This is a genomic window from Streptomyces sp. NPDC006296 (genome assembly GCF_040613235.1).
Taxonomy (GTDB): Bacteria; Actinomycetota; Actinomycetes; order Streptomycetales; family Streptomycetaceae; genus Streptomyces.
In genome coordinates, this window is record NZ_JBEXRT010000002.1 from 47,536 (window position 1) to 73,647 (window position 26,112).

The window sequence follows — 26,112 nt, forward strand, 5'->3', positions numbered from 1 at the left end:
AGGCACCACCCTGATGCACGGACACGATGACCCCGCCCCGTACGACCTCCTGGTCGTCGGTTCGGCCAACGCCGACCTGGTGGTGGGCGTCGAACGGCGCCCCGGCCCCGGCGAGACGGTGCTCGGCAGCGACCTCGCCGTCCACCCCGGCGGCAAGGGCGCCAACCAGGCGGTCGCCGCAGCCCGCCTCGGCGCCCGCACGGCGCTGCTGGCCCGGGTCGGCGACGACGCCCACGGCCTGCTGCTGCGCGCCTCGCAGCAGCAGGCGGGCGTCGACACGGGCGGGGTCCTCGTCGGCGGCGCGCCCACCGGCGTCGCCCTCATCACCGTCGACCCCTCGGGGGACAACAGCATCGTCGTCTCCCCGGGGGCCAACGCCCGGCTGACCCCGCAGGACGTCAGGGCCGCGGCCCCCCTGTTCGCGTCGGCCCGCGTCGTCTCCGTCCAGCTGGAGATCCCGCTGGACACCGTCGCGGAGACGGCCCGTGCGCTGGCGCCCGGCGCCCGGCTGGTCCTCAACCCCTCCCCGCCCGCGCCGCTCCCCGCGGAGGTGCTGACCGCCTGCGACCCGCTCGTGGTCAACGAGCACGAGGCGCGCGCCCTCCTCGGGGACGGCGCGGACGGCACCCCCGAGGACCGGGCGCGGGCGCTCGTCGCCCTGGGACCGCACTCGGTGGTGATCACCCTGGGCGCGGAGGGCGCCCTGGTCCTCGACACCCGCACCGACGGCGGTCCCGTCCGGGTGCCGAGCCCCCGGGTCGCCGCCGTGGACACCACCGGGGCGGGCGACGCGTTCACCGCCGCCCTCGCCTGGCGGCTCGGCCTGGGCGAGGACCTCGCCCGGGCGGCGGCGTTCGCCGTGCGGGTCGGCGCGGCGGCCGTCACCCGGGAGGGCGCGCAGGCGTCCTTCCCGACCGCGGAGGAGGTCGCGGCCCTGTGAAGAAGTCAGGCATCCTGAACCGGCACCTCGCCGGCGCGCTGGCCGCACTCGGCCACGGGGACGAGGTCCTGATCTGCGACGTGGGCATGCCGATCCCGCCGGGCCCCCGCCTGGTGGACCTGGCCTTCCGGGCGGGCGTCCCGTCCTTCGCCGAGGTCCTGGACGGGCTCCTGGACGAGCTCGTGGTGGAGGGCGCGACGGCGGCCGGGGAGATACGGGAGGCCAACCCGGAAGCCGCCCGCCTGCTCACCGCCCGGCTCCCCGGCCTGGAGCTGGTGACCCACGAACGGCTGAAGGAACGCACGGCCACCGCCCGGCTGGTGGTGCGCACGGGGGAGGCCCGTCCGTACGCGAACGTCCTGCTGAGGTGCGGGGTCTTCTTCTGACCCACAGGCTCTGACCCGCAGGTTCTGACACACAGGTTCTGACACACAGGTTCTGGCGCCCGGGTCCCGACGCCCGGACCGTCACCGGTCCGTGAGCGCGTCCACCAGCCCGGCCAGCGCGCCGGCGAGTGCGTCGAGTCCCGGTCCGGCCGGGCCGCCCGGCTCGGTCATGTACAGATCGCGCCTGATCTCGATCATCAGCGCGCCGACCCGCCGGTCCGTCCCGTGGTGCTTCAGCGGCACGTACGTACCGGAGAAGGGGCTGTTCAGCCCGGTGCCGCCGAATCCGGCGAACGCCTCCTCGGCCGCCGCGAGGAGCCACGGCGGGGTGTGGAAGCCGTCGGTGCCCAGACACACGGGAGGGCGCGGGCCGGTGCCGTGCAGTTCGTAGGGGAGCGCCGCCGACGGGTAGGAGTGGACGTCGACGACGACGGCGCGTCCGGCTGCCGCGAGCCGGTCGTCGACGGCCGCGGTCATGGCGTGCGCGTAGGGGTGGAAGTAGCGGTCGAGCAGGGGACCGGGATCCGCCCCGGGCGGGCGGAGCCGCTGCCCGTGCACGGTCCGGGTGTAGACCGCGCCCATCCCGGCGGCCAGCATCTCCTCACGGTCGTCGGGGAAGCGTTCGGGGTCGACGACCAGCCGTGACAGGCCGTTGACCAGACGCCAGGGCGGTACGGAGCAGAAACCGGCCGCCCGCTCCGCCAGTTCGGCCGTGTGCGCGTCGGTGAGGTGGTCGAGCTCGGCCGTCAGCGCACCGTCGTCGAGCACGATGCCGTCGCGCACCTGCCGCGGGACGACCCGCGAGGAGTGCGGGACGTGCAGCAGCACCGGAGACCCGGGCGCGCCCGGGAACGTCCGGAAGGCGGCGGGCTCCGGTGTCGGCATGGCGTCCTCGTGCGTGGGTGCGTGGGTGCGTGGGTGCGTGCGTGCGGTGTCGTGGCGGGGCCGGGACCGGCCGGTGCTCCGGAGCCCTCGTGCCCGGTCCCACCTCACCACGGGGAGCGAACCGCGCGGGACCCCGCCGGACTTCGCGGACCGGCCCGTCCACCGGACCGGCCCGCGCGCGGGGTCAGCTCGCCCAGACCTCGGCGTCGTCGGCCGGGACGGTGGCGGCGAGCTTCAGCTCCTTGCGGGCGGCGACCGTGCTGTTCGGGTCGATGCCGGTGAAGCCCAGGTCGTAGGCGACGTAGAAGTCGTCGCTGGTGGCGGCCTCGGCGGCGTCCTGCCACGCCTTCTGAGCGCCCTTCAGCTGCGTGCGGAGCTTGACCGACTCCGGCCGGTCGATCCCCTTCAGCGCGGTCAGGTGGGACTTCAGCGCCCGGGAGACGGCATCGGCCTGCGCCTTGTAGCCCGCCATGTCGTCCTCGGGCTGCTCCGCCTCGGGCTGATTGCCCCAGAAGGCCTCGTAGACGCCGTTCGAGCCCTTCAGATAGGCGCGCTGCTCCGCCGTCAGGCCCTTGCTCCTGAGCGTCCCCGAGAAGGTGCCCGACTCCTTGGCATAGGTGCAGCTCACGGCCCGGTCACCGGTCTTCCAGCTGTCGGCGGTGGGGAAGTAGTAGAAGAGGCCGACGCCTTCCGGCACCGTCCACGTGTCGGAGAGGAAGTCCTGCGACTCCGCCGGGCACCGCTTGTCCGCGATCGTCGTCGCCCCGTCCTCGCCCGGGTACTCGGACTCCCCTTCGATGTCGAACTCGGCGACGACCTGCCCCTCGTGGGCCTCGTCGCACGGCACGATCTCGACGCTCAGCTCCTCGGTGTCGGACACCCCGCTCTGCGGGTTGTAGCAGTCCCCGGGGGAGAGCGAGAAGACCGACCGGGTCCGCACCGCCGTCCTGGCGCTGTCGAAGGCGTCGGCGCAGCCCACCGCGCCGATCGCGAGGAGGGCGACAGCGGCGGACATGCCGCGCGCGGAACGGGACGTGACACCGAAGAACATGATGTGGGCATCCTCAAATGCAAAAGCTACGAACAGATGTGCGCATCGTATGGCATCGGTGTGACGAAGCCGTGCGCGGACGATCCGCCCGCGACCCGCCCGCCACCACCGCCCGGAGCCGCGCCGGTGGTTGCCGGACGCCCCGGTGCCGTGCCCGGACGCCCGGACGCCCTGACCGCCCTGCCGTGGTGCGCCTGCCGGGAGACCTGTCGTGGTGCGCCCGCCGGGAGACCGGCGAACGCGCGGAAGCAGCACGCCCACCCGGTTCCCCGGGTCCCGCGTGACTCCCGTCGCCGCTCGCTCGTTGACCCAGGCCGTGCGCCCCTTCGCGGCGCCGGTGAACACGGGAGCGGTCATGTACGGAACCCGGCCGACGCCCATGGCGCGGCCCGTCCCGGTCCTCGTCCGGCCGATCCGGCGCGGCACGGGGCCCCTGCCGTGGCTTGCGGCGGTCGGAGGGCTCTTCGCCGTGGTCCAACTGGTCTGCGTCGTACCGGGTTCGGGGCTCGCCTGGGACGAGACCGTCTATGTGAGCCAGGTAGGCGGCAGTGCCCCGGCCGCCTTCTTCAGCGCACCGCGCGCCCGGGGAATCTCCTACCTGGTGGCTCCTGTCGCGGCCTTCACCGCGTCCACCACCGCACTGCGGATCTGTCTCGCCCTGCTGTCCGCCCTCACGCTGGTCGCCGTCCTGTGGATCTGGCGCAGGCTGCTGCCCACCCCCGTACTCGTGGGCGCCGGTGCGTTGTTCGCCGGTCTGTGGCCGACCCTGTTCTACGGTCCCGCCGCGATGCCCAACCTGTGGTGCGCCCTGGGCTCGCTGGCCGCGACGGGCTGGACCGGCAGGGCGCTGCGCGGCGCCGCGGGACCCGCGGAGCGTGCCGGGGCGGGGGCGGCCGTGGCGTTCGTCGCGCTGATGCGCCCCGCGGACGGCTTCTGGCTCGCGCTGCCGCTGGCGCTCGCGGCCCTCCTCCTGACCGGCCGCCGCCTGCCGGGCCTCTGCGCCGCGCTCGTCGGCGGGCTCGTGGCGGGCTGCGCGCCCTGGACGGCCGAGGCGTACGCCCACTACGGGGGTCCGGTCGCCCGGCTGCACCGGGCCGGTGAGATCCAGGGCGGGCTCGGCTGGAACATCGCCGTCGACGACCACCTGCGGGCGCTGGCCGGACGGACCCTCTGCCGCCCCTGCGACATCGGGTGGGAGAACCCGGCCACCGCGCTGTGGTGGGCGGCGCTGCCCGTGCTCGTGGCCGGGGGGATCGTGGCGGCCCGGCGTGCGGGCCGAGGTGGCCTTGCTCTGCTGGCCACCGTGACGGGACTCTCGACGGCCGTGCCGTACCTGTTCCTGGTCGAGTACGCGGCGCCCCGCTTCCTGCTCCCCGCCTACGCGCTGCTGGCCGTGCCGGCCGCCGAGCACCTCAGGCACCTGTTCGCCCGTGCGCACCGGGCCCGCCGTCCGTCGGCAGCAGCCGGGCTGGCCCTGGCCCTGGCGGTCCACCTCGGCATCCAGCTCTCCGTGCTGAGCCATGTGACCGGCACCAGCCGGGCCACCGGCGCGCGGTTCGCCGCGGTCGCCGGAGCGCTGAACGGGATGGGGGTGCGTCCGCCGTGCGTGGTCAGCGGCGAGGACGCCGTGCCGATCGCCTACTACGCGGGGTGCGCCTCGCGGCAGACCGAGGGGCATGACGCGAGCATCACGCCGGAGGCGCTCCGCGGACTCGCGCGCCACGTGCCCGTGGCGGTCCTGGCGTCCGACGGCACCGTACCGGCGGCCCTCACCCGGGGTGCCCGGGTGGTGTCCCTGCCGACCGGCCGGGTCCTTCTGCTGCCGGGCCCCACGCCGGAGGAGTCCCCGGACGCGGAGAAGGCCGGCTGAGCGGAGCGTTCCCGCCTCGCCGAGGGGTCCGGTCCGCCGGTACCCGTGGGCAGCCGGCGTGTCCGGACGTGCCGCCCGCGACGGGGCGGGCGGGCGGCGTCGAACGTCCTCTGCCGCGCAGGACGGGGCGGGTGGTCCCGGAGTGCCGGGGGGCGAGCGCTCGGAGGGCCTCTCCCGTGGCCTCCGTGACGGACCCGCACCCCGCGGTCACTTCCCTGATCAGCGGTGTCCCGCGGCAGCCGCGGTACACACACGTGCGGCCGCCGTCCGCCGAGACCCGCTGATCACCACTGCCTGCGGCGACGGTGGTCGCCGCGTCTAGAAGTAGTGCTTGCGCCCACCGATCTTGCGGCCGCTCGCGCCGAGGATCCACAGGATCGCGCCGACCACGACGAGGATGCCACCGATGGTCGTCAGCAGCGAGACACCGACCAGCAGGCCGATGATGAGGAGGATGGCACCAAGGAGAATCATTGTCAGGTCCGTTCTTCGGGTCTCTTCGATGCGTCTCGTCGTGTCCGACGCGCACCACTCACGACCCGCCTCCCGCACCAGGCTCACCGGGCTTGACCGGGGCCGTCGTGCGTTCGGCGGTTGCACGGCCGGTGCCGTGCTTCCTCCGTGTGCCCTGCCCCCGGCCGCCCATGCACGCCGGAACGATTGCCTTCGGACAAGATTTCCGGACCCTGCTCCGAGCGGGCCGAAACGGCCCGCGGAGGCCTCCTTCAGCGGTCGTGCGAACCGATCGGCGGCGGCATGGCCGGCGGCATCGCCGGGGCCGGCCGGGTGTGCTCGAGGTAGCCGGGGACGGTGCCGTTCGCCACGGGCTGCGGGGCGGGGCCGGTGAAGTACTCGGCGTCCTTGGGGCGGGGGGCGCGCGCCAGTCCCAGGGGACGGGGCGCCGGCTCCAGGTGCGGGATGTGCTTCGAGCAGTGCACGTACGCCTCGTGGACGCTGATCAGGGTCCACATCACGGGATACCGGCCGGGGGCGCTGTCGGCGGGCACCCAGGGGTGGACGGCGCGCAGCTCCTGGTCGCTGACGAGCTGGACCCCGCCGTTGACGTGCAGTCCGATGTGGTCGCGGGTGAAGTCCATGAAGAGCAGACCGATGTGCGGGTTCTCGGTGATGTTGCCTGCACTCGCCATCACGCCGTTCCCCCGGTACTCGGGGTAGGCCAGGGTGCTGTCGTCCAGCACGGTGACGAATCCCGGAGGCCCTCCGCGGAAGGTCGAGTCGCAGTTCCCGCGGGCGTCGGCGGTCGACACGAAGACCATCGACTGGCGGCGGATGAAGTCACCCATGTCCGCGGTGAGGTACGGACGGACCTGCCGGTCGTAGAACGCGTCGGCGCGCTCGCTCGTGCCGAGGTGGCTCTGCAGCGCGCGCTCGCCCTGCGACGGGGTTGCGTGGTGACGGGTCACAGCTGGTCGTACTCCTGACCGGATCGTGGCGGTATGAGGGGAGCGGTGAGGACGGGGGAGTCGAGCGGGTCGTGGTGGATGTGGGCCCGGGGCGTGCCCTGGCGCAGCAGCGTGTGCACGGCGCTGGTGACCATGTCCGGGGGGCCGCACAGGAAGGCTTCGTGCCGGTCCCAGGGGCCGAACTCGTGCAGCACCTGCGGGAGTGTCCCCTGCTGGCCGGGAATGCTCTGGTGGGAGACGGCCGCCCGCACGGAGAGCCAGTGGTGGCGCTGGGCGAGCCGCAGCATGTCGTCGAGGCCGTACAGCTCATCGGCGGTCCGGGCTCCGACGAACAGGTCCACGTAGCGCCGCATCCCGGAGACGGCGGCCTCCTCCAGCAGGGCCCGGATCGGCGCCAGACCCGTCCCGCCCGCCACGAACAGCAGGTCGCGATCGCCTGCGGCGGCGAGTGTCATGTCACCCTGCGGCGGCCCGAGCCGCACCCGGTGGCCGGGGACCGCGTGGTGCACGAGCGCGTTGCTCACCTGGCCGCGGTGCACCGCACGCACGTGGAAGGTGAGGGTGTGGTCCGGGCGCGGCAGGTGGGCGGGGGAGTAGTGCCGCCAGGTGCGCGGGTACCAGGGGGTCTCGACGCTCACGTACTGGCCGGCCACGAAGGGGTACGGCTGGTCGGGCCGCACGGTGATCTCGGCGATGCCGTTGCCACGGTGCTCGTGCCGGACGATCTGCGCCTCCCAGGTGGCCGGACGCAGCCGCGTGTCGTCGGCGGCCGCGTCGGTCATCACCTGCGCGGCGACGGTGTAGGCACGGGTCCACGCCGCGGCGACCTCGTCGTTCCACGCGGTTCCCGCGAAGCGCTCCAGGGACGCCAGCAGGCACTCGCCGACCGCCGGGTAGTGGGCCTCCAGCGCGCCGAACTTCCGGTGGTCCCGGCCGAGACGCGAGCAGAACCGCACGAGGTTGTCGACGTCGTCGACGAGATCGATGATGCGCAGCAGCCCCCGCAGCAGACGGTCGCGCTGCGTGTCCATGTTCTCCGGGAACAGCCCGCGCACATCGGGGTACCGGGCGAACAGGATGGCGTAGAAGTACACCGTCATCTCCGTGGCCTGCGGTGCCACCACGGTGAGGCTCGTGCGGACGAGGGAGATCTCCCGGTCGGACAGCGGGCCGGACGTCATCTTCCACCTCCGCCGGAGAACGGGGGAAGGTGCGTCCGCACGCGTCGGGCGGCAACGGGGCGAGGGTCAGCCGGTGTCGCGAGCAGCGAGGGGATCACCAGGCGTACCAGATGTGCTGACAAGAAAAAGTTCGCAATCGTAGATGTACGTTTCGTGTCCTTAAGGATCAGAACTGCGAAAGTGTGATCAGCGGACGAGTCATTGTGCACATAGAGCAGCGCAACCAAACCCATTCTTGAGATCTTTTTTTCATTCGAAAAACAGGCCACAAGGGCGCAAAACGGCGGTACCCGCCCAGTTCGCAGCCCGCGGATGTGAGATCCGTGTCCGTCGCAACCTCCGGCATCCCGCCCGGCCGGGATCGGTGCGCGGGCCTCCGGCCGGCCCGCCCGGGGGAGAGATGGGGAGATTCGGTGTGCAAATATCCAAGGTGCGCGAACCGCCCGGCGGCGCCCCGCGGCCACCGGACGCCGCACCGCCCCGGCACGGCCCACGCGCCACCGCGGCGGACGCGGGCCCGTTGCCCGCGCGGACGGCACCACGACGGAGCCAGGGCGCGTCTTCCGCGGTGTCCGCGCCGCACATGTTACGAATGCCCGAGTGGTGCGCGGCCACCCGAATCGCGTCCGGGCGCCACCCGAATCCCGTCCGGGCGCCGCCCGGAACGTCCCGGGTGAGCCGGGTGGTGCGGGAGCTTCCCACCCTCGCTCGGGAATCCTCGGAGCAGCGGACGGAGGCGGTGCCGTGCCCGGCCCACCAGCACGCGGACGACGACAGGCCCAGCAGGGCGTGGGCCTGTCCCACCGGACCATCCACGGCTACCGCCGTGCCTACAGGACGGCCGGACACGGGCCCGCCGTCCTGCTCATCCACGGCATCGGCGACTCCTCCGCGACCTGGGCGCAGGTGATCCCCCGGCTGGCACGCCACTACACCGTGATCGCCCCCGACCTGCTCGGCCACGGAGACTCCGACAAGCCCCGGGCCGACTACTCGGTGGCCGGCTACGCGAACGGCATCAGGGACCTGCTGGGCGTCCTGGGCATCGAACGCGCCACCCTCGTCGGCCATTCGCTCGGCGGCGGTGTGGCCATGCAGTTCGCCTACCAGTACCCCGAACGCACCGACCGGCTCATCCTGGTGAGCGCGGGAGGCGTGGGACGGGAGGTGAACCCCGTCCTGCGCGCGGTGTCCCTCCCGGGCGCCGACCTCATGCTGTCCACGCTGCGGCTGCCCGGGATGCGCGCCCAGGTGGGACTGTTCGCCCGGCTGATCAGGTACCTCGACACCGACCTCGGCCAGGACGCCGCCGAACTGCTCGACCTCGTGGACGCCCTCCCCGACACCACCTCCCGGAGCGCGTTCATCAGCACGCTGCGCGCGGTGGTCGACTGGCGCGGCCAGGCCGTCACCATGCTGGACCGCTGCTATCTGGCCCAGGGCATGCCGACCCTCCTGCTGTGGGGCTCGCGGGACAGCGTCGTCCCCGTCCGGCACGCCCACGGCGCCCACGCGGCCATGCCCGGCAGCCGCCTGGAGATCTTCGAGGGGGCGGGGCACTTCCCCTTCCACACCGACCCGGCCCGCTTCCACACCGTGATCGCGGACTTCATCCGCACCACGGCCCCGGCCGACTGGAGCCAGGAGCACTGGCGCGAACTGCTCCGCGCCGGGCGGCCGGGCCGCACGGACGGCCCGCCCGCCGGCCCCGCGCCCGGACCCGCCGCGGACCGTGACCGGAAGGGGCCGCACGGCCCCGGCGCCCCCTGAGGACGCAGGGCCGGCGTGCGGGGGAGCGGAGGCTCCGTCGGGGCGGCGCGGGGATGGAGGGGCGCCGGGGCGCGGACGGCCCCGCCCCGGCGGACCGGGTGGGGACGCCGAGGGCCCGCTGTGGCCGTTGCCGTTGCCGTTGCTGTGTTCGTGGCTGCTGCTGCGGCCGTGGCCCGATGCGCGATCCCGGGACGCGGGCCGTCAGGCCTTGCGGGCGACGCCGCACCAGGGTCCTCGGCGTCCTTGATGTACTGGAGGATCGCCACCAGCATCAGGCCGACCGGCCGGTCGAGATCCAGGGTGCGCGAGGCCGCGTCGAGGATGGCGTCCACGTCCCGCGCGTCCGCCTGGATGTAGTCGGTCTGCCCCTCGGGTCCGCTGACCAGCAGTGCCCGGGCGTGGGTGAGCACGATCGGGTCGTTGTCGATGAGCGCCGCACACCGGGCGTGAGCGCCGGGCGCTCCGGGGCGGCCGGGACCAGGCGCCCCGGAGTGCGACCGGGTGTCAGGACAGCGAGCGGGTGAGCCAGACCACCTCGCCGTTGTCCTCGGTGGAGACGTGATCCCGCTCGAAGCCGAGCTTCTCGAGGACGCGGAGCGACGGCGTGTTCCGCGCGCCGACGGTCGACCAGAGCCGCTTCCGCCCGGTCGCCGCGGCGGCGTCGAGCACTGCGGCGGCGGCCTCGGTGGCGTAGCCGCGGCCGTGCACGCGCTGGAACAACTCGTAGGCGATCTCGGGCTCCTCCAGCGTGGAGCGCCCGATGATCAACCCGCAGTATCCGATGAAGTCGCCTTCCTCCTGGCGCTGGATGGGCAGCAGGGCGATCCCCGTGGTCTCCGTCGCGGTGAGCAGACCTCCGATGGACGCCCGGATCCGCCGGACCGAGGGAGTGCCGTCCCCGCGTTCGCCCAGCAGAGCGGAGAACTCGGCGGCGTCCGACGCGGCCCAGGGCCGCAGGATGAGCCGCTCGGTCCGGAGGTGGAAGGGCATCGTCTCGTACGTCGACATGCCTCCACTCTGCCCCGTACACACGGCGACGGTGGCCGGGGGATCTCTTTCCGGCCGACGCGCTCCTCGGCATCTGCATTTCCCCGGCCGCCGCGCCACTGCTGCGACGGGCTCGGGCCGCCTCACCGTCCCGGCGGGCTCGGACCGGTCGCCACAGTGGCGCGGCGTACGACGGCAGAGCCCACCACCGAGGCCGGCGGAGTGTCAGGCGGGTACGGGCGTGCGGATCGCGGCGATGTCGAACTGGAGGCGCAGCCGCTCGCTCACCATGGCGCCCCCCTCGGCGAGCCGGGCGTTGTAGGTGAGGCCCCAGTCGGAACGGTTGATGGTGGTGGTCCCGTCGAAGCCGACCCGCTCATAACCGAACGGGTCGGTGACGTGCCCGATGTAGGTGAGGTCCAGGTCCACGGGCCCCGTGATGCCCCGGATGGTGAGGTCACCGGTCATGCGGTAGACGTCCTTGTCGACGATCTGTACGGCGGTGCTCACGAAGCTCAGTCGCGGGTACCTCCCCGCGTCCAGGAAGTCACGGCCGATCAGATGTGCGTCGCGCTGCTCCACGCCCGTGTCGACACTCGCGGTGGCCAGCGATATCTCCGCCCGGGAGCGGGAGGGGTCGCGCCCGTCGAAGTAGAGCCGGCTCTCGTACTCCAGGAACGCGCCGCGTACGGTCGTCACCATGGCGTGCCGGACCGAGAAACCGATCCTGCTGTGCGCGGGGTCGATCATCCACTCTCCGGTGAGAGCCGCAAGACCGGGATCGGGCAGGACCGGGGCACCGGTGGACCCGGTTCCCGCGGGGTCCTCCGCGGCGGACCCCGGGCGGCGGAGCAGGGAGCTGCGGCTGAAGAGGTTCATGGAACAGACAGTTACCCTCAGGCAAGAGATGTCCGCAAGAGATGATCCGGAACCCCAACATTTATGGTCGGAACTTCACAAGGTGATGTCCCGGCGGTGGCGATGGTGTAAAAGCCCCTTTCCTGAGCCCGGTTCGCCCGGAACCTGCGATGCCGGAATCGCTGCGGGCCTCGGTGGACGCACTTGCGTCCACCGAGGCCCGCAGCGACGTGACGAGAGGACCGGGTGGGGTCAGGGGAGCAGCACGCAGTGGTTCTCGATGACGCGGCCACCACGGTCGAGTCCACCGCAGACGGCCGGCTTCGGGTAGGCCCTGAACTCCCGGTTGATGACGAACCGCCACCGCGAGACGTTCGGCTTGCTCCCCCGGTGGTCACCGACGAACGCGCGCAGTGTGCCGGGCAGGCCGTCCCTCGTGGTGACGGTGATGTCCTGGACGTAGTCGCGACCCTGATACGCGGTGGCGACACAGATGTAGGTGCCGCAGGTCGACTTCACCTCGGCACTCGCGGGCGCCGCGGTCACCAGCAGCAGGCCGCTCGCGGCCAAGAGGGCGGTCATGACCGTGGCGAACCGCGAGCGTTTTCCTGACGGGGATCCCGAGGGGACCACGGCGGTGGAGGTGGTGGGACGGAGGACGGCAAGGGCGGCGGCGGTCAGGCCGCGCAGGGCAGCTTTCGGCGTGAACTCTTGATAACAGCCCCTGGAGGGGCGTTCTCCGGCGTTCGGCGAGTGCGCCGCCCGTGTGGGTGAGGCGGAGATGCCGACGCAGGGGCGATCCGTCCCGCAGCCGGTCGGCGCACCGGACCGGAACCGCGTCCCCCGCCGCGCGGCTCGCAACGGGCCGCCGCCGAAGCCCGGCGGTGCCGGCCGCGGTGACGACTTCACGGACGGGCGGTACCGGTCACAGGGAGACGTCCAGCACCGCCCACACCGTCTTGCCCGGACCGTCCGCGCGGGGATGCCAGCCCCAGTGGTCCGCGACCGCGGCGACCAGGAGCAGGCCGCGGCCTCCCTCCTCGTCCGTCGAGCCCGCTTCGGCGGGAATCTGGAGGTCTTCGCCTCGGGTGTCGGTGACCTCGACGCGGACGGCTGTGCCCGCGGCGCTCAGACGCAGGCGGAAGTCCCGCCCCGGCACCTGGCCGTGGCGCACGGCGTTGCTGCTCAGCTCGGCCACGATCAGCGTCAGCGCGTCGTGCCTCTCGCTCCCGTACGGGACGCCCCACGCGTCGATCCGTTCGCCGGTCAGACGCCGGGCGAGACGGGCGCCCCGGGGCGTGGAACTGAACCGCATCGTGAAGTCGTGCCAGAGGAAGCCGGATCGTGCGGCAGGCGCGGAACGCACGGGCAGGGAAGGGCGCTTACTGGTCATGACCCCACCCTGAGGTGCTGTGGCCGAGCGTGACCAGGGGTGACGCACGGTCATGGGGTGGGTGTACGTGACGAGCGCCGTCCTGTACGCGGCAGGAGCCGCCGGAGGCCGACCGTCCGGGCCGGCCGCTCCAGGCCGCAGGGACGACCGCTGCCGGTGCGCGCCCCACTCCCGTCCGGGCGGCCCGCCTCCCGTGCCCGACTCCTCGGCCAGGGCGCGGTTCGCGCCTCGGCCCGCCACCTGCCGGCTCCGGGGATCCCGGCCCGGGGCTGCGATCGACCGGGAACGCCGACCGGGAGCTCTGTCGGACCCGGCCCGTACGCTCGGGCCATGAGCGTCTCCCTCTATCACTCCGCGAGCCGCGCGATGCCACTGACGGACGCCGAGACGGCCGCCGTCGGACGCATCGCCGCCGCCCACCGGTCCTCGTTCCCGTACCAGGACGAGGAAAGCCTCTGCCTGTACGACCACGACGACAGCCGGCCGGACCTGATCGTGGCCGGGTCCACCAAAATGCCGTTCGACCCCGGCCACCTGCTTCCGGTCCTGGATCACGTGCTCGGCTCCGTGACCGAGCTGCGCCGTGCGCTGCCGGGGGCTGAGTGGCACGTACACATGGACGATCTCGACGTCCCCTGGGACGAGACCGAGGGCTACGCCTTCCCCGGCATGCGCGACGCGGACCTCGCGGCCGAACTGGACAGCCTCTGAGAGGGCGGTCCCAGCGCTTCCTGGCCGACGGCGTGGTCACTCGGCGCTGCACGGCCGGGTCGCCTTGTCGGTGTCGCTGGACAGGTTGCACCCGACGATCACCTGCTCATGGGAAGGAACGAGGCGTGCGCGACGGGATTCGGTGGCTGGTCGATCCGGAGCTCTGGATGTCCGGCGTGGTGTCCGCACGCGGGACAGCCGCGCAGGAGCTGGCGACTCCCGGGTAAATCCGTTCAACGGGCGTTGCGTTCGAGGTCGTGCGGTTGTTGTGCGGCTTCCATTCGAGAGCCTTCCTGCGGGGCGCGGAGTGGTGGCCTGCCGTCGTCGCGGAGCGTCGTGCATCGGATGCACGATTCACGCGGCGGACGGAGGCGGTGGGAAACGCCGCGCTCATGGACCTCGCCGCCGAACTTCCCGCGATCATTTTCAGCCGTCTGCTCGGCTTCAGCGAGCAGACGGCCGCGAACTGGATGGCCGAGAGCGGCGGCCGCCTCCTGCGGGGCCCACCGGGCCCGCACCGCAGGCGGCGCGAAACCGGCGAGCCGCGGCGATCCGGTCTCGACGCCGCACGTGCCGAGACCGCATGCGTCACAGGGGGACTGTCGGTTCAGCTGCAGCAGCCGGAGCTGTCCTGCGCCAGCGGCAGTGCCGCACCGGATCCCATGCTCATGGACCCGGTCGCGGGCTTGACCGCTCGGACGATTGCGGAGTGCATGCCGTCAGCGACCGCGTGGGTCGGATTGAGCTCGATGTCCGTGAACCCGGCCGCCGCCAGGCCCTGGCGGTACTCGGCGAAGGACAGCGCGCCGGCGATGCAGCCGACATAGTCCCCGCGCCCAGCACGCTGGGCCGGGGTCAGATCGTCGTCGGCGACAACGTCCGAGATGCCGATCCGGCCGCCCGGCGCCAGGACACGGAACATCTCGGCGAAGACGGCGGGCTTGTCGGTGGACAGGTTGATCACGCAGTTGGAGATCACCACGTCGATCGTGTTCGCCGGGAGCGGGATCGCCTCGATGGCGCCCTTGAGGAATTCGACGTTGGTGGCGCCGGCCTTCTTCTGGTTGGCCAGCGCGAGGGCGAGCATCTCCTCGGTCATGTCCAGGCCGTACGCCTTGCCGGTCGCCCCGACGCGGCGGGCGGAGAGCAGGACGTCGATGCCACCGCCGGAGCCGAGGTCCAGGACGCGCTCGCCTTCGTGGAGGTCGGCGACGGCGGTGGGGTTGCCACAGCCGAGCGAGGCGGCGACCGCCTCGGCGGGCAGGGACTCGCGCTCATCGGCCGCGTACAGGGTGGAGCCGAAGTTGTCGTCGACCTCGATGGCCTGCGGGCCGCAGCACGCGGTGCCGCCCTCGGTGACCTGGACGGCTGCGGCGGCGTAGCGCTCGCGGACGGTTTCGCGCACCTCAGTGGACTGATCACTCATGGCATGCCTCCAGGACGGGCAAGGATGACAACGGGTTGATTCGAAGTTTCTCGATACAAGCTTGCATCTTGCTTCGAAGTTCGTCAACATAGGCGTATGTCGAAACAAGAGCTGGTGGTGCTCGGTCAGAGCGGCGTCGACGGGTGCTGCCCGGGGCTGCTGACCACGCCGTTGGGCGAGGAGCAGGCGGTCGAGCTGGCCAAGGTGTTCAAGGCACTCGGTGACCCGGTCCGCCTGCGGCTGCTGTCGATGATCGCGTCGCGCGAGGGCGGGGAGATCTGCGTCTGCGATCTCACCCCGGCGTTCGACCTGTCCCAGCCGACGATCTCCCACCACCTGAAGTTGCTGCGGCAGGCGGGGTTGATCGAATGCGAGCGGCGCGGGACCTGGGTCTACTACTGGCTGCTGCCGGAGACGACCGACAAGCTCGCCGGCCTCCTCACCCGCCCCGGACAGCCCTCTGACACGGAGGCGTCCTCGTGAGCGACCTCACCACCGTGCCGGTCGCCGGGCGGCTGTCCTTCGTGGACCGCTACCTCGCGGTGTGGATCGTCGTCGCGATGGCCGCCGGGCTCGGCCTGGGCCGTCTCGTGCCCGGCCTCGGCGACGCACTGGCCAAGGTCACCGTCACCGGCGTCTCACTGCCGATCGCGCTCGGTCTGCTGGTGATGATGTATCCGGTGCTGGCCAAGGTGCGATACGACCGGCTCGACACCGTCACCCGCAACCGCCGCCTGCTGCTGCCGTCGCTGCTGCTGAACTGGGTGCTCGGACCGGCGCTGATGTTCGCGCTCGCCTGGGTCTTCCTGCCGGACCTGCCCGAGTACCGCACCGGCCTGATCATCGTCGGCCTCGCCCGCTGCATCGCCATGGTCATCATCTGGAACGACCTCGCCTGCGGCGACCGCGAAGCCGCCGCCGTCCTCGTCGCCCTCAACTCCGTCTTCCAGGTCCTCGCCTTCAGCCTTCTGGGCTGGTTCTACCTGTCGGTGCTGCCCGGCTGGCTCGGCCTGGAGCAGACCGCACTGGACGTCTCGGTGTGGGAGATCGCCCGCAGCGTCCTGATCTTCCTCGGCATCCCGCTCGCCGCCGGGTTCCTGACCCGACGGTTCGGCGAGAAGGCCAAGGGTCGCACCTGGTACGAGACGAAGCTGATCCCGCGCATCGGGCCGTTCGCCCTGTACGGGCTGCTGTTCACCATCGTGGTGCTGTTCGCGCTTCAGGGCGACGCGATCACCTCGAAGCCTCTCGACGTGGCCCGGATCGCACTGCCGCTGCTCGTGTACTTCGCGCTCATGTGGGCCGGGTCGATGGCTCTGGGCAGGGCAGTCGGGCTCGGCTACCCGAAGGCGACGACGCTCGCCTTCACCGCTGCGGGCAACAACTTCGAGCTGGCGATCGCGGTCGCCATCGCGACCTTCGGCGCCACCAGCGGCCAAGCCCTCGCCGGAGTCGTCGGCCCCCTCATCGAGGTCCCCGTCCTGATCGGCCTCGTGTACGTGGCACTCGCCGCCCGCCGCTACTTCCCCAACTCCCCAGCCACGGCTGCCGCATCGGCCGTCGAACCGGAGGGCTCCTCCCGTGTCTGACGCCGCCAAGCCCTCGGTCCTGTTCGTCTGCGTCCACAACGCCGGACGCTCGCAGATGGCCGCCGGCTTTCTCACCCACCTTGCCTGCGGCCACATCGAAGTCCGTTCCGCGGGCTCCCTGCCCGCCGACCAGGTCAACCCGGCCGCCGTCGAGGCCATGGCCGAAGTCGGCATCGACATCACCACCGCGACGCCCAGGGTTCTGACCACCGAAGCCGTCCAGGCATCTGACTACGTCATCACCATGGGCTGCGGCGACGCCTGCCCGATCTTCCCCGGCAAGACCTACCTCGACTGGCAACTCGACGACCCCGCAGGGCAGGGCATCGAAGCCGTGCGCCCGATCCGCGACGAGATCCGGAAACGAGTGCAGAGACTGATCGACGAAATTCGCGCCCCGCGCACCTGAATGACGTCCCGCGGCGCAGCACCGTCCGAGGCGGTGCATTCGTCGCGTTGGAACATCCCGCTGTACCAACAGCGAGGTCGAGTGTGCCGGGCTGGTCGGTGAGACAGGGCCGCCGTCCTTGCATCGTGATGTCGCTGGTGCCGACGGAGTCGTTGAAGAGACCGTTTGGCAGAGATCTCCCACAAGGGCATCGACGCTGTCCACTACACCCCGATGCGCGACCATCCGCCGGCCATGGTTTTCCATGGTCGGGACGGCGTGAAACTATGTGGCTTCGGGCTGTGTGAAGAAGTACTGCGCTGGGGTCGGGGGCCTGACCTGCTGCTTCCCGACCCATCAGCGGGCGCGTGCTGCACCCCGACGGGAAGTCGCTCATCGCCCCCCGAACCCAGGATTACGCGGCTGCCCGCCGGCGCACCCTCGGTGTCATCGAGCAGCGGTTCGGGCCCTCGCTCTCCCCGGCCTACCCGAAGGAAGCCCCCCTGCCGGCGTAGGCGGTTCGCGGCACACCAGACATGCGTGTCTGAACGATCGCGGCGGTTGCCGAATCATCCGCTCACTCGCCGACCGAAGCCAGGGTGCCGGGCGTATTGCCCGGTCGGCCACCCGCTTCGTAGTGAAGCTGCCGGCGCCGGGCTTCGGTGAGGACGTCGAAACCCTGCCTCACGCGTCCACCAGGCCGTCGCGGACGGTGTGGGTGCGGCGTTGTGCGGTCTTGGCCATGAGGGGTGTCCTCGCGCAGGTCGAATCGGTGCGCCACTGCATCGGCTGAGTGATCCACGAGCGGCGGGGTCGGGCGGGCGCCGGCCTGCTTGTACCCACTCTTTGGAGGGACCTGCCGGTGAACGCTGTGCAGGCGTGCGAGCAGCTGATTACGGTGCCCGAGCGGGACGCAGCAAGGCGGGCGCGGTGGTTCGGGCGCCGCAGACGTGGGTGATCTCGTCCTGTTGGTTGAGCTGTGAAGTGCTGTCTGTTGTGTGACGGTTGGGCGCGACGGACGTGGGATGTGCGCACGGGGACGGGTGGTGGCGGATGACGCAGGACGAGACGGACGCGGGCGCGGGTACGGAGGAGGGCGCGGAGCGCTCGTCCAGCGCCTCCGCCCAGTCGGAGGGCAAGGCGGAGAACGGGGTCGCGGTCGCGTTCGGGCGGCAGTTGAAGCTGCTGCGGACGAAGGCGGGCCTTGACCGGGTGGAGTTCGGCAGGCGGGTGGGGTACGCGGCACAGTCCGTCGCGTCGTTCGAGCAGGGGCGGCGGATTCCTCAGCCGGAGTTCATCGACAAGGCGGACCGGGTGCTGGACGCCGGGGGACTGCTGGTGGCGTTGAAGGAGGAACTGGCCCGGTCGCAGTATCCGGCGTTCTTCCGGGACATGGCACGTCTGGAAGTTGAAGCGGTCGAGCTGTGCGCGTACGACACACACATCGTCAATGGCCTGCTACAGACCGAGGAGTACATGCGTGCAGTGCTCGGGATGCGTCGACCGCTCCTCGGTGAGGAGACGATCGAGGAGCGCGTGGCTGCCCGCCTTGCACGACAGGAGGTACTCAACGGGTGGCCCGCGCCACTGCTCAGCTTCGTGGTGGAGGAGGGAGCCCTACGGAAGCGGCTCGGCGGCAAAGCGGTCATGCGTGGCCAACTTCAGCAACTTCTTCTGTTTGGCTCTCTGCGCAACGTTGAGCTACAGCTGATGCCACTGGATCGTGAGGACAACGCGGGAGTCGATGGCCCGTTCACGGTGATCACGCGTAAAGGCGGCGAGCAGTTCGTCTATATGGAGGTTCAGGGGCGCAGTAACCTGCTGACAAAACGAGACGAGACTCAACTTGCCGCAGCACGCTATGGAATCATCCGGAGTCAGGCTCTCACTCCGCGAGAGACCCTGGGTTTTGTCGAGAAGTTGCTGGGAGAACTATGAAGACCGCGATGGCCCCCGAGCCGGCACTCCTCTGGTCGAAGAGCAGCTACAGCGGCGCCGAAGGCGGGCAGTGTGTTGAGGTGGCTGAGTCACCTGGTGCGGTGCATGTACGTGACTCGAAGCAGCTCGACGGCCCCTTGCTGACCGTTGGAACTCGGGCGTGGGCAGGATTCCTGAGGCTTGCCACCAACTGAGTTGGCCATACGAAGGGCCCCGCGCGCCGGCACAGGGTCCGGGGCCCTTCTTCTGTACGGGAACCTACTCGTCCACGTCCTTCTCGCGGCGGATCATCCGCCACGCCGCCCGTCGAGTGCTGCGGTCCGGGTTGGACCGAAAACGCTCGGGGCCAAAACACTGGCGCCCTACGCCGGCGGCCGTCTCGATGTGGTCGGCCATGTTGTCGACGAAGCTCGGTGTGAGACCGCAAGCATCGGCCTGCCGGCACCTTCGTGGACACCGGGGGTGTGAGCCGGCTCCGTGCCTCAGTTCGCGGCGGCCGTCCACAGTTCGGTGTCCGTGACGACCAGCCGGCCCGGACGCTGGGTGGCCGTGTCCGGGACGACGGCCCGGACCACGGGGTGGTCGCCCTTCTCCACGGTGACCTCGGTGCCGTCGAACGTCGGTGCCTCGCCGCTGACCACCGTGCGCAGCTTCTTCTCCAGCTTCGTGGCCGTGGCCTCGTCCTTGACCACGAAGCAGATGACCTCGGTGTTCTTGGCTGCGGTCTCCGCCTGCTGGCCGAGGGCGGACAGACGGACCGGGCCGCCCGATCCCGAGGGGTTGAAGTCCGCGCGGTACACGTCGCCCAAGCAGTCGGCGGCGCGCCGGACATCGTCCTTGTCGGCCAGGGAGGAGCCCTCGTCCGGGGTGACGGCCGACAGCGGGTCGGCGGTCCGGGACGAGTAGGAGATCTCGTCGTCCGTGACCGTGAGGACGATCTTCTGCTCGGGGTGCGTCCAGACCTCCCGGCCGTCCTCCTCGCTCCGGGTGAAGCCGCCGGACTTCAGCGAGGTGGTGATCGCGGAGGCGTCGAACGACCCCTCCCAATGACCGGCCTCGGGGGTGTCGACCGCGGTGTCGATCTGGTCCGGCGTGAACTTCGCTCCCAGCGGGCTCGGTTGCCAGGAACTCAGCAGCTGGGGGGCCGGCTGCGAGATCCAGCTGAACCGCTTCGCGTCGCCCTTGCTCAGCTTCCGGACCTCAGCCGTGTCGAGGAAGACCACCTGCTTCGTGCCGGTGTCGCCGGCCAGCGCTCCGAGCCCGGTGAGCAGCTTCGAACCGCTGTCACCGTCGTCGGACCCGGACGAACAACCGGTCACGGCGGTGAGAAGGACGACGGCGAGTGCGGCGGCGCCGAGGGCCCCTCCGCGTGCTGATGTGCGCATGGTCAGGCAGCGTATACCGGTGCCTGACCTGGTGCACGGCGTTGCGGAGACGTCATTCGGCGGCCGGTGGCGCCCAGCTTTCCCCGGCGCTGCAGGCGGACCGCCACCGGGCGGGTGGTGTCAGACCACCCGCGTGAGCTTCTTCGACGTGCTGCACCGCTTCGTCCGCCCGTGCCGCCACAGCTGCACGGCGGTGAGCGTGAGGAGCCCGGCGAACACCGCGAGGAAGGTACCCGCGATCACCGTCTGCCTCCCGCCCGCCGTGGAGTTGTCGTAGGAGAGGAGACCGAGGACCGACAGGAGCACGCCCGCCACGTACACCGAGCGGACGCGCCGCAGCTGCCGCAGTGCACGGGGGCCGAGAGCAATACGCTTCACGAGAGCCATGCTCACCTCTGTACCCGTTCCGAGGGGGTTGAGTCGTCGGCGCGCCGGGCAACCGTCGCGCGATGCCGTCCGGTGCAGTCCGGGGGCCCGGGCGCGAGCGCACGCGCCCGGGCGGACCCTTACGCACCGGCGGCCGCCGGTGCGGCGGTGACCGCCCCCCCCGCGGGGTACGGACCGCTCCGGGCGGTCAGACGGCGCTCCGCCGAGGGATCCGAACGGCGGGCCGGCCCGGTCGTTGTGCGGCCGACCGGGCCGTCCTGCCGGGGGAGTTGCCGGTGAGCTCCGCCAGCAGGCCGCGGTACTCCGCGGGGCGCCTCCCGAAGTCCGCCCACGCGTCCGGTCCACCCCGCCCGCCGTCCGCCCCGCGCAGCAGGTCCGCGGACACCCGGCCGAAGCGCTCGTACAGCCCGGTGCGCCCGGCCCGGTCCAGCAGCAGATCCAGCTCGGCGAGGGCGGCCCGGGCGCGACGGCGTGCCTCCGGTCCGGCGCCCAGCATGTGCCGGTACCCGGAGGCGGGCACGGCGTCACGCAGCAGGGGTTCCAGCCGTGCGTGCAGCGACCGTCCCGTCTCGGCCGCCTCCCGTGCCTCCGGTCCGGCCTCCACCAGGACATGGACGGCGGCGACGAGCGCCGTGGCGTCGGACCGGGGGCGGTCCGCCTCCAGCCGCACCGTCACCGTCCGGTTCGCGGCCTCGGCGATCCCCTGTGCGGCGGTCACGGCCCACTCGGCCGTGCGCTCGTCCACCCCGTGGCGCAGCACCAGGTCCCACGCCCCGGAGTCCAGCACCTCCTGCACGGTCCTGACCCCGGCCCGCTCCAGCTCCCTGGCCCGCAGACGCCCGCCGCCGATCCGCCCGTGCAGCCGGGCGACCGGCGTGCGGCGCAGCGACTCCTCCACCCGGGCCCTCCGCAGCGGGGCCCACGCCTCGCGTACGGCCTCCACCGCCCGGTCGTGGTCCCGGGCGACCAGCTCGCAGGCCCGGCTCAGCCGCTTCGCCCGCCGGATCGTCCAGGGCCGTACGCCCCCCACCCGGGCGGTGGCGCGGATGTTTCCCCCGAGGAGACCGGCAGCCGTGAGCAGGGTCCCGGCCACCGCCAGTGCGTCACGCAACCCGACGCGTCCGCCCAGGGTCCTGCCGCCCTCGTCCAGGGGGTGGAGCGCGCCCTGCTCCGCGCCCTCGGCGACCACGAACCCGGTGTCCCAGCCGTGACCCGGACCGGGCTCGTCGGCCGGGGCCTTCAGGATCGGGTCACGCCCGGGGTCACACCGGTGACGGCCCTCGCGTACGCGGCCGTCGAAGGGATCCGCCCACCGGACCGTGCAGCCGCCGTCCGGCGCCGCGTCGAGCACGGTCAGGTCGACCTGCCGGAGCTCGGGGGAGTCGGGGACGGACCGGTGCACGCCCGTCGAGCAGGCGATCAGGACGACCCCGGCCGTCAGCATCCGGCGGAAGAACGGCACGTGCCTCATCCGGTGTCCCTTCGCGTCCCGGCCGCACGCCGACCGGGACCCACAGCCTGCCGGGGACCGCGTCAGCCGCTCAAGGCCGGGAACCGGCAGACCGGTCGGCGCGGCGCCTTCCGGGGCCTGGCAGCGCGAGACCTCCGGCGCGGCTCACCCGACCCGGTGCCGTACCGCCGTCGGGCGGCCGCGCGGCGCGGCCGGTGCGCCCGTCGCCACGCCCCCGGCTCATCAGGGGCAGCGCCCCTCGTCCACGGTCACCGAGAGGGACAGTTCGACGGCGTCCAGGGCGGGTTCGGGCTCCGGCGGGGACACCCTCATGCAGTAGACGGTGTCGACGTCCTCCACGCTGACCTCGAAGCGGTCCTCTCCCGCGGGGGCGTCCTCGTCGTACTCGTCGTCCACCGCCGAGACATCGACCACGGTGTGCTCGGGACCCTTGCCGCTGTCCTCGATCGCGTCGCCGATCATCATGTCGTAACCGCCCGTCCAGGAGGCGAACTTCTGATCGCTGCCCTCCAGGGACCGGGCGGCGGAGTGCACGGCGTCGCGGAACTCGCCCTCACTCCACGTCGAACTCGCTCGGAGGTGCCAGAAGAAGCCCCCGACGAGCACCAGGGTGCCGATGATCAGAGCGAGGCCGATCGGATTGCGTGGGTTGTATACGTATCGGCTGGTCCCCCAGTTCGAGCGTATGAAAACGGGCTCGTCTCCGTGATCTGCGCGCACCGGACGAGCCTAAGGGCTGTACCGCGCGGTCCGCCCGAGAGGCCCGTCCCGTGTGCGTGGACCGGACGCCGGCCCGCCCGCTCCGCCGCGCACCTCCGTCGCGGCGGCTCCGCTCCCGCGTCCCGTCCGTCGGGCGCCGGGACCCGGCAACCTCCGGGCCGGGTGCGGCGACTACCGGGCGGAACCCCACCTCCTCCCGACGAACGGATCAGGCGATGGCAGTCGACCGACGACGTACCGCAGAGGGACAGGCGCCCCTTCTCCCCGGCCCGCGCGCAGTGATGACGGCGGTGACGACGGTGCTCCTCGCCGTCGCATCGGTGTGGACCTCCGGGCCGGCGACCGGAGCCGAGGCGGCGGCCACGCTCACCGTCGCCAAGGACGGCAGCGGGCAGTACACGACCGTGCAGGCGGCGGTCGACGCGATTCCCGCGGGCAACACCGCACGGGTCGTCGTCTCCGTGAAGCCCGGCACCTACCGCGAACTGGTGAAGATCCCCTCCACCAAGCAGAACGTCACCCTCCAGGGCAGCGGATCCAGCCGCAAGGACACCGTCATCGTCTACGACAACGCCTCCGGCACCCAGAAGCCCGACGGCTCGGGCACCTACGGGACCAGCGGCAGCGCCACCGTCGCGGCCGAGGCCAACGGGTTCCAGGCCCGTAACCTCACGATCTCCAACGACTTCGACGAAGCAGCCCACCAGAACATGAGCGCACTCCAGGCCGTCGCCCTGCGCACCGCCGCGGACAAGGTCCTCCTCGACTCGGTGATCGTCACCGGAGACCAGGACACGCTGCTCCTGGACACCGCCTCCAAGGCGGCCCTCGGCCGTGTCTACATGACCGACTCCTACGTCGTCGGCAACGTCGACTTCATCTTCGGACGCGCCACCGCGGTGATCGACCGGTCGGTCATCACCCTGAAGAAGCGGTGGGACGGCAGCTCCGCCGGCTACATCGCCGCCCCCAGCACGGCCGCCGACCGCAAGGGGTTCCTGATCACCGGTTCGACCGTGAACGGCGATGTCGCGGCGTCGTCCTTCCACCTCGGCCGGCCGTGGCACGCCGGCGGTGACGCCACCCTCGACCCGATGGCCACCTTCCGCGGCACGACGCTCAGTCCGGCGATCCGGCCGGCCCCCTGGACGGACATGAGCGGCTTCTCCTGGAAGGACGACCGGTTCGCCGAGTACCGGAACACCGGCCCCGGCTCCGGCCCGGCGAGCAGCGAACGGCCGCAGCTCACCGACTCCCAGGCCGCGGACCAGGAGACCGCGGACTGGCTGGCGGGCTGGACACCCTCCGCCTCCTGAGACACGGTGGGTGGGACAGGGGCCGATGCCCCGGTCGAAGCGCTTCGACTCCCCTCTGGACAGCCCCTGTGGGCGCGCCTAGGCTCCACGCAGTCCGTGCACGTCGGCGCGGGCAGGGGAGCGCGGCACCGCGCCGTCGAAGCGCCTCACCGGCTCCCTCCTGCGGTCGCCCACGGGAGGGGAGGGAACCGAATGGTCACGCTGGCCGAGGTCGCCCGGCACGCCGGAGTCTCCGCGAGCACGGTGAGCTACGTCCTCAGCGGCAAGCGGTCGATCTCGGCCCCCACCCGGGAACGCGTCGAGCAGAGCATCCGGCAGCTGGGCTACCACCCCAACGCCGGTGCGCGCGCCCTCGCCAGCAGCAGGTCCCACGTCATCGCGCTGATGGTGCCGCTGCGCACGGACATGTACGTGCCGGTGATGATGGAGATCGCCATGGCCGTCGCCACGACCGCCCGCACCCACGGGTACGACGTCCTGCTGCTGACCGGCGAGGAGGGTCCGGCGGCGGTCCGCCGGATCGCCGGGAGCTCGCTGGCGGACGCGATGATCCTGATGGACGTCGAACTGCACGACCAGCGGATGCCGTTGCTCCGTGAATCCGGCCGGACCGCCGTCCTCATCGGACTGCCCGCCGACACCTCGGGGCTGACCTGTGTGGACCTCGACTTCGAGGCCACCGGTGCGCTCTGCGTGGAGCACCTGGCCGGTCTCGGGCACCGCGAGGTCGCGGTGATCGGCGAGGCGGCCGCCGTCTACGAACGGCACACCGGGTTCGCCGAGCGGACCGTGGACGGCGTCCGGGCCGCGGCACGGAACGCCGGGACGCGCATCCTGCACCGGCCGTGCGAGGGCGGGTACGCGGCGACGGCCGCCACCCTCGCCCGCGTCTTCGACGAACGCCCGGGTACGACCGGCGTCATCGTGCAGAACGAGGCCGCCGTCGAACCGCTCCTCAACCTGCTCCAGCAGCAGGGGCGGGCCGTGCCGGAGGACGTGTCCGTCGTGGCCGTCTGCCCCGACCAGGTCGCCACCCAGGCATCGGTGCGGCTCACCTCCGTGGCCATCCCGGCCCAGGAGATGGGGCGCAGGGCGGTGGAGCAGGTCATGGCGAAGCTGGGCGGCCGGAGCACCGACGAGGTCGACCTGCTGGAGCCCGTCCTGACGGTGCGCGCGAGCTCGGGACCGGCCCCGGTCTGAGCACGGGGCCGGGGCGCCCTGCGCCCGTCCCCGCCGAGGACCAGCTCGACGAGACGTCGAAGCCGTTGGTCGAGGACCGCCACCGCGGCCCCGGGACGAGGACGCGGGTCACGCCGGCCGCCGGCTCCGGCGGAGATCCCGGTGAGGGCGGACCCGTCCGCCGACCTGCTTCCCGGGTGCCCTGGACGGCGGGGTGTCGGACACCGGGCCGCTGGACGACGGGGCCCGGGGCGCGGAGGGTTCCCTCGAGCCCGTGCCCCTCGACGGTCGGCCCGCGTCCGCCGACCGGTGCCGCGGAAGGCACCGAGCCCCGTCCTCGTCGCCCGGGGTGATCGCGATCTCGCGCTGCGTGCGGCCCCGGGCTCCGCCTCCCGTCGCCGGCGGCGAAAAGACCGGCGCCTCCGGGGACGAGCTGAGCAGTCGGACGAGCCGGGCAGGCGGATCGGCCGGGAGACGTTGCGCCTGGAAGCGGTGCAGGGACACGGCGACGGGCACCGCCTTCCGCCCATCGGGGCCGGTGGACACGTCTCTGTCGCCGCCGACGGCGCCAAGGGTGCCGCATCCGGCGCGAGGGGCTCCCGGGACGGGCCGGGACACCCGCGCGGCCCTCACGGGACGGACCGGCACACTCACGCCGCCCGCCCGCCCGGGACGGACCGGGGCGCCCCGCGCCGTTCACCCGGGCCGGAAGCGGTACACCTGCACCGTTCGTGCCCGGCGGAGCAGTGAGACGCATCACGGACGGTGAAATGTTCGGCATACATCGCGCAGGACCGGAGAGGTGTTCACGCTGCTGGTGGCCCCTGATCCCGGTCCACCCGCGCGCGACAGTGCTC

26 protein-coding genes and 2 pseudogenes are annotated in these 26,112 nt (G+C 72.1%); 13 read left to right on the forward strand and 15 right to left on the reverse strand.

All coding sequences use genetic code 11. The annotated features are described in order from the left end of the window. Positions 1 to 13: 13 nt before the first annotated feature. Positions 14 to 940: a ribokinase gene (locus tag ABZ172_RS01555; protein ID WP_356878982.1), complete on the forward strand. Its 927-nt coding sequence runs from the start codon at positions 14 to 16 to the stop codon at positions 938 to 940. Continuing rightward, positions 937 to 1,326 carry a D-ribose pyranase gene (gene rbsD / locus ABZ172_RS01560; RefSeq protein WP_356878984.1) on the forward strand — a complete coding sequence of 130 codons (390 nt, stop codon included), beginning with the start codon at positions 937 to 939 and terminating at the stop codon, positions 1,324 to 1,326. Before ABZ172_RS01555 ends, rbsD begins: the two co-directional genes overlap by 4 nt. An 81-nt stretch (positions 1,327 to 1,407) precedes the next feature. Here the strand turns inward: rbsD and ABZ172_RS01565 are convergent, their stop codons facing one another. Both ABZ172_RS01565 and ABZ172_RS01570 read right to left on the reverse strand, forming a co-directional pair. Then, positions 1,408 to 2,211, reverse strand: a complete 804-nt coding sequence (locus ABZ172_RS01565; RefSeq protein ID WP_356878986.1) for an N-formylglutamate amidohydrolase — start codon at positions 2,209 to 2,211, stop codon at positions 1,408 to 1,410. 184 nt (positions 2,212 to 2,395) lie between these two features. Then, on the reverse strand, positions 2,396 to 3,262 hold the full coding sequence (locus ABZ172_RS01570) for a septum formation family protein (protein WP_356878988.1): 867 nt from the start codon (positions 3,260 to 3,262) through the stop codon (positions 2,396 to 2,398). A 355-nt stretch (positions 3,263 to 3,617) separates the two neighbouring features. Between ABZ172_RS01570 and ABZ172_RS01575 the strand changes: the two genes are divergently transcribed. Beyond that, a complete protein-coding gene (locus ABZ172_RS01575; protein WP_356878990.1) occupies positions 3,618 to 5,132 on the forward strand; it encodes a hypothetical protein in 1,515 nt (504 codons plus the stop codon). 318 nt (positions 5,133 to 5,450) lie between these two features. Here ABZ172_RS01575 and ABZ172_RS01580 read toward each other — a convergent pair whose 3' ends face one another. From ABZ172_RS01580 to ABZ172_RS01590, 3 genes are all read right to left on the reverse strand, one after another. Continuing rightward, a complete protein-coding gene (locus ABZ172_RS01580; protein WP_356878992.1) occupies positions 5,451 to 5,606 on the reverse strand; it encodes a hypothetical protein in 156 nt (51 codons plus the stop codon). 251 nt (positions 5,607 to 5,857) lie between these two features. Continuing rightward, on the reverse strand, positions 5,858 to 6,556 hold the full coding sequence (locus ABZ172_RS01585) for a pyridoxamine 5'-phosphate oxidase family protein (RefSeq protein WP_356878994.1): 699 nt from the start codon (positions 6,554 to 6,556) through the stop codon (positions 5,858 to 5,860). Next, positions 6,553 to 7,737 (reverse strand): globin domain-containing protein, encoded by a 1,185-nt coding sequence (locus tag ABZ172_RS01590; RefSeq protein WP_356878996.1) that lies wholly within the window; start codon positions 7,735 to 7,737, stop codon positions 6,553 to 6,555. Before ABZ172_RS01590 ends, ABZ172_RS01585 begins: the two co-directional genes overlap by 4 nt. 744 nt (positions 7,738 to 8,481) lie before the next feature. Between ABZ172_RS01590 and ABZ172_RS01595 the strand changes: the two genes are divergently transcribed. Then, positions 8,482 to 9,507, forward strand: coding sequence for an alpha/beta hydrolase (locus ABZ172_RS01595; RefSeq protein WP_356878998.1), 1,026 nt, complete (start codon positions 8,482 to 8,484; stop codon positions 9,505 to 9,507). Between the two features lie 227 nt (positions 9,508 to 9,734). Here ABZ172_RS01595 and ABZ172_RS01600 read toward each other — a convergent pair. From ABZ172_RS01600 to ABZ172_RS01620, 5 genes and pseudogenes are all read right to left on the reverse strand, one after another. Beyond that, positions 9,735 to 9,935: pseudogene (locus ABZ172_RS01600) on the reverse strand (SAM-dependent methyltransferase); the annotation flags it as partial. A 76-nt stretch (positions 9,936 to 10,011) separates the two neighbouring features. Continuing rightward, on the reverse strand, positions 10,012 to 10,515 hold the full coding sequence (locus tag ABZ172_RS01605) for a GNAT family N-acetyltransferase (protein ID WP_356879000.1): 504 nt from the start codon (positions 10,513 to 10,515) through the stop codon (positions 10,012 to 10,014). 204 nt (positions 10,516 to 10,719) lie between these two features. Next, entirely contained in the window at positions 10,720 to 11,373 is a 654-nt protein-coding gene (locus tag ABZ172_RS01610; protein WP_356879001.1) for a YceI family protein, read from the reverse strand. Positions 11,374 to 11,604: 231 nt separating this feature from the next. Further along, positions 11,605 to 11,934, reverse strand: coding sequence for a hypothetical protein (locus ABZ172_RS01615; protein ID WP_356879003.1), 330 nt, complete (start codon positions 11,932 to 11,934; stop codon positions 11,605 to 11,607). 343 nt (positions 11,935 to 12,277) lie between these two features. Next, complete coding sequence (locus tag ABZ172_RS01620) at positions 12,278 to 12,745, reverse strand: ATP-binding protein (RefSeq protein ID WP_356879005.1); 468 nt, start codon at positions 12,743 to 12,745, stop codon at positions 12,278 to 12,280. Between the two features lie 330 nt (positions 12,746 to 13,075). On the opposite strand from ABZ172_RS01620, the gene ABZ172_RS01625 reads away from it, so the two are divergent. Continuing rightward, complete coding sequence (locus ABZ172_RS01625; RefSeq protein WP_356879007.1) at positions 13,076 to 13,456, forward strand: hypothetical protein; 381 nt, start codon at positions 13,076 to 13,078, stop codon at positions 13,454 to 13,456. Between the two features lie 607 nt (positions 13,457 to 14,063). On the opposite strand, the gene arsM is transcribed toward ABZ172_RS01625, so the two are convergent. Further along, a complete protein-coding gene (gene arsM / locus ABZ172_RS01630) occupies positions 14,064 to 14,882 on the reverse strand; it encodes an arsenite methyltransferase (protein ID WP_356879009.1) in 819 nt (272 codons plus the stop codon). Between the two features lie 96 nt (positions 14,883 to 14,978). On the opposite strand from arsM, the gene ABZ172_RS01635 reads away from it, so the two are divergent. The 6 genes from ABZ172_RS01635 to ABZ172_RS01660 all read left to right on the forward strand — a co-directional run bounded on the left by ABZ172_RS01635 (position 14,979) and on the right by ABZ172_RS01660 (position 18,991). Then, a complete protein-coding gene (locus ABZ172_RS01635) occupies positions 14,979 to 15,365 on the forward strand; it encodes a metalloregulator ArsR/SmtB family transcription factor (protein ID WP_356879011.1) in 387 nt (128 codons plus the stop codon). Beyond that, positions 15,362 to 16,471, forward strand: coding sequence for an ACR3 family arsenite efflux transporter (gene arsB / locus ABZ172_RS01640; RefSeq protein WP_356879013.1), 1,110 nt, complete (start codon positions 15,362 to 15,364; stop codon positions 16,469 to 16,471). Before ABZ172_RS01635 ends, arsB begins: the two co-directional genes overlap by 4 nt. Before the next feature lie 55 nt (positions 16,472 to 16,526). Beyond that, on the forward strand, positions 16,527 to 16,880 hold the full coding sequence (locus ABZ172_RS01645) for an arsenate reductase ArsC (protein WP_356879373.1): 354 nt from the start codon (positions 16,527 to 16,529) through the stop codon (positions 16,878 to 16,880). A gap of 347 nt (positions 16,881 to 17,227) precedes the next feature. Next, positions 17,228 to 17,374, forward strand: coding sequence for a hypothetical protein (locus ABZ172_RS01650; RefSeq protein ID WP_356879015.1), 147 nt, complete (start codon positions 17,228 to 17,230; stop codon positions 17,372 to 17,374). 538 nt (positions 17,375 to 17,912) lie between these two features. Then, positions 17,913 to 18,797 (forward strand): helix-turn-helix transcriptional regulator, encoded by an 885-nt coding sequence (locus tag ABZ172_RS01655; protein WP_356879017.1) that lies wholly within the window; start codon positions 17,913 to 17,915, stop codon positions 18,795 to 18,797. Beyond that, complete coding sequence (locus tag ABZ172_RS01660) at positions 18,794 to 18,991, forward strand: DUF397 domain-containing protein (RefSeq protein WP_356879019.1); 198 nt, start codon at positions 18,794 to 18,796, stop codon at positions 18,989 to 18,991. Before ABZ172_RS01655 ends, ABZ172_RS01660 begins: the two co-directional genes overlap by 4 nt. 288 nt (positions 18,992 to 19,279) lie before the next feature. On the opposite strand, the gene ABZ172_RS01665 is transcribed toward ABZ172_RS01660, so the two are convergent. The 4 genes from ABZ172_RS01665 to ABZ172_RS01680 form a co-directional block, all read right to left on the reverse strand. Continuing rightward, a complete protein-coding gene (locus ABZ172_RS01665) occupies positions 19,280 to 20,182 on the reverse strand; it encodes a hypothetical protein (RefSeq protein WP_356879021.1) in 903 nt (300 codons plus the stop codon). Positions 20,183 to 20,302: 120 nt separating this feature from the next. Next, positions 20,303 to 20,569, reverse strand: coding sequence for a hypothetical protein (locus ABZ172_RS01670; protein WP_356879023.1), 267 nt, complete (start codon positions 20,567 to 20,569; stop codon positions 20,303 to 20,305). Positions 20,570 to 20,756: 187 nt separating this feature from the next. Further along, on the reverse strand, positions 20,757 to 22,040 hold the full coding sequence (locus ABZ172_RS01675; RefSeq protein WP_356879025.1) for a hypothetical protein: 1,284 nt from the start codon (positions 22,038 to 22,040) through the stop codon (positions 20,757 to 20,759). Positions 22,041 to 22,262: 222 nt separating this feature from the next. After that, complete coding sequence (locus tag ABZ172_RS01680) at positions 22,263 to 22,760, reverse strand: hypothetical protein (RefSeq protein WP_356879027.1); 498 nt, start codon at positions 22,758 to 22,760, stop codon at positions 22,263 to 22,265. 353 nt (positions 22,761 to 23,113) lie between these two features. Between ABZ172_RS01680 and ABZ172_RS01685 the strand changes: the two are divergent. Continuing rightward, positions 23,114 to 24,076, forward strand: a pseudogene (locus tag ABZ172_RS01685) (pectinesterase family protein); the annotation flags it as partial. A 192-nt stretch (positions 24,077 to 24,268) separates the two neighbouring features. Continuing rightward, complete coding sequence (locus tag ABZ172_RS01690; RefSeq protein WP_356879029.1) at positions 24,269 to 25,276, forward strand: LacI family DNA-binding transcriptional regulator; 1,008 nt, start codon at positions 24,269 to 24,271, stop codon at positions 25,274 to 25,276. The last annotated feature ends 836 nt before the right edge of the window (positions 25,277 to 26,112 follow it).

Bases quoted from the DNA above. Each gene is read 5' to 3' on its own strand.
- ABZ172_RS01615 (WP_356879003.1), bottom strand. From the start codon at position 11,934: ATGACCGCCCTCTTGGCCGCGAGCGGCCTGCTGCTGGTGACCGCGGCG.
- ABZ172_RS01575 (WP_356878990.1), top strand. From the start codon at position 3,618: ATGTACGGAACCCGGCCGACGCCCATGGCGCGGCCCGTCCCGGTCCTC.
- ABZ172_RS01605 (WP_356879000.1), bottom strand. From the start codon at position 10,515: ATGTCGACGTACGAGACGATGCCCTTCCACCTCCGGACCGAGCGGCTC.
- ABZ172_RS01610 (WP_356879001.1), bottom strand. From the start codon at position 11,373: ATGAACCTCTTCAGCCGCAGCTCCCTGCTCCGCCGCCCGGGGTCCGCC.
- ABZ172_RS01590 (WP_356878996.1), bottom strand. From the start codon at position 7,737: ATGACGTCCGGCCCGCTGTCCGACCGGGAGATCTCCCTCGTCCGCACG.
- ABZ172_RS01655 (WP_356879017.1), top strand. From the start codon at position 17,913: ATGACGCAGGACGAGACGGACGCGGGCGCGGGTACGGAGGAGGGCGCG.
- ABZ172_RS01565 (WP_356878986.1), bottom strand. From the start codon at position 2,211: ATGCCGACACCGGAGCCCGCCGCCTTCCGGACGTTCCCGGGCGCGCCC.
- ABZ172_RS01620 (WP_356879005.1), bottom strand. From the start codon at position 12,745: ATGACCAGTAAGCGCCCTTCCCTGCCCGTGCGTTCCGCGCCTGCCGCA.
- ABZ172_RS01625 (WP_356879007.1), top strand. From the start codon at position 13,076: ATGAGCGTCTCCCTCTATCACTCCGCGAGCCGCGCGATGCCACTGACG.
- ABZ172_RS01580 (WP_356878992.1), bottom strand. From the start codon at position 5,606: ATGATTCTCCTTGGTGCCATCCTCCTCATCATCGGCCTGCTGGTCGGT.
- ABZ172_RS01675 (WP_356879025.1), bottom strand. From the start codon at position 22,040: ATGAGGCACGTGCCGTTCTTCCGCCGGATGCTGACGGCCGGGGTCGTC.
- ABZ172_RS01555 (WP_356878982.1), top strand. From the start codon at position 14: ATGCACGGACACGATGACCCCGCCCCGTACGACCTCCTGGTCGTCGGT.
- ABZ172_RS01665 (WP_356879021.1), bottom strand. From the start codon at position 20,182: ATGCGCACATCAGCACGCGGAGGGGCCCTCGGCGCCGCCGCACTCGCC.
- ABZ172_RS01690 (WP_356879029.1), top strand. From the start codon at position 24,269: ATGGTCACGCTGGCCGAGGTCGCCCGGCACGCCGGAGTCTCCGCGAGC.
- ABZ172_RS01635 (WP_356879011.1), top strand. From the start codon at position 14,979: ATGTCGAAACAAGAGCTGGTGGTGCTCGGTCAGAGCGGCGTCGACGGG.
- ABZ172_RS01570 (WP_356878988.1), bottom strand. From the start codon at position 3,262: ATGTTCTTCGGTGTCACGTCCCGTTCCGCGCGCGGCATGTCCGCCGCT.
- ABZ172_RS01645 (WP_356879373.1), top strand. From the start codon at position 16,527: ATGGCCGCCGGCTTTCTCACCCACCTTGCCTGCGGCCACATCGAAGTC.
- arsM (WP_356879009.1), bottom strand. From the start codon at position 14,882: ATGAGTGATCAGTCCACTGAGGTGCGCGAAACCGTCCGCGAGCGCTAC.
- ABZ172_RS01670 (WP_356879023.1), bottom strand. From the start codon at position 20,569: ATGGCTCTCGTGAAGCGTATTGCTCTCGGCCCCCGTGCACTGCGGCAG.
- ABZ172_RS01660 (WP_356879019.1), top strand. From the start codon at position 18,794: ATGAAGACCGCGATGGCCCCCGAGCCGGCACTCCTCTGGTCGAAGAGC.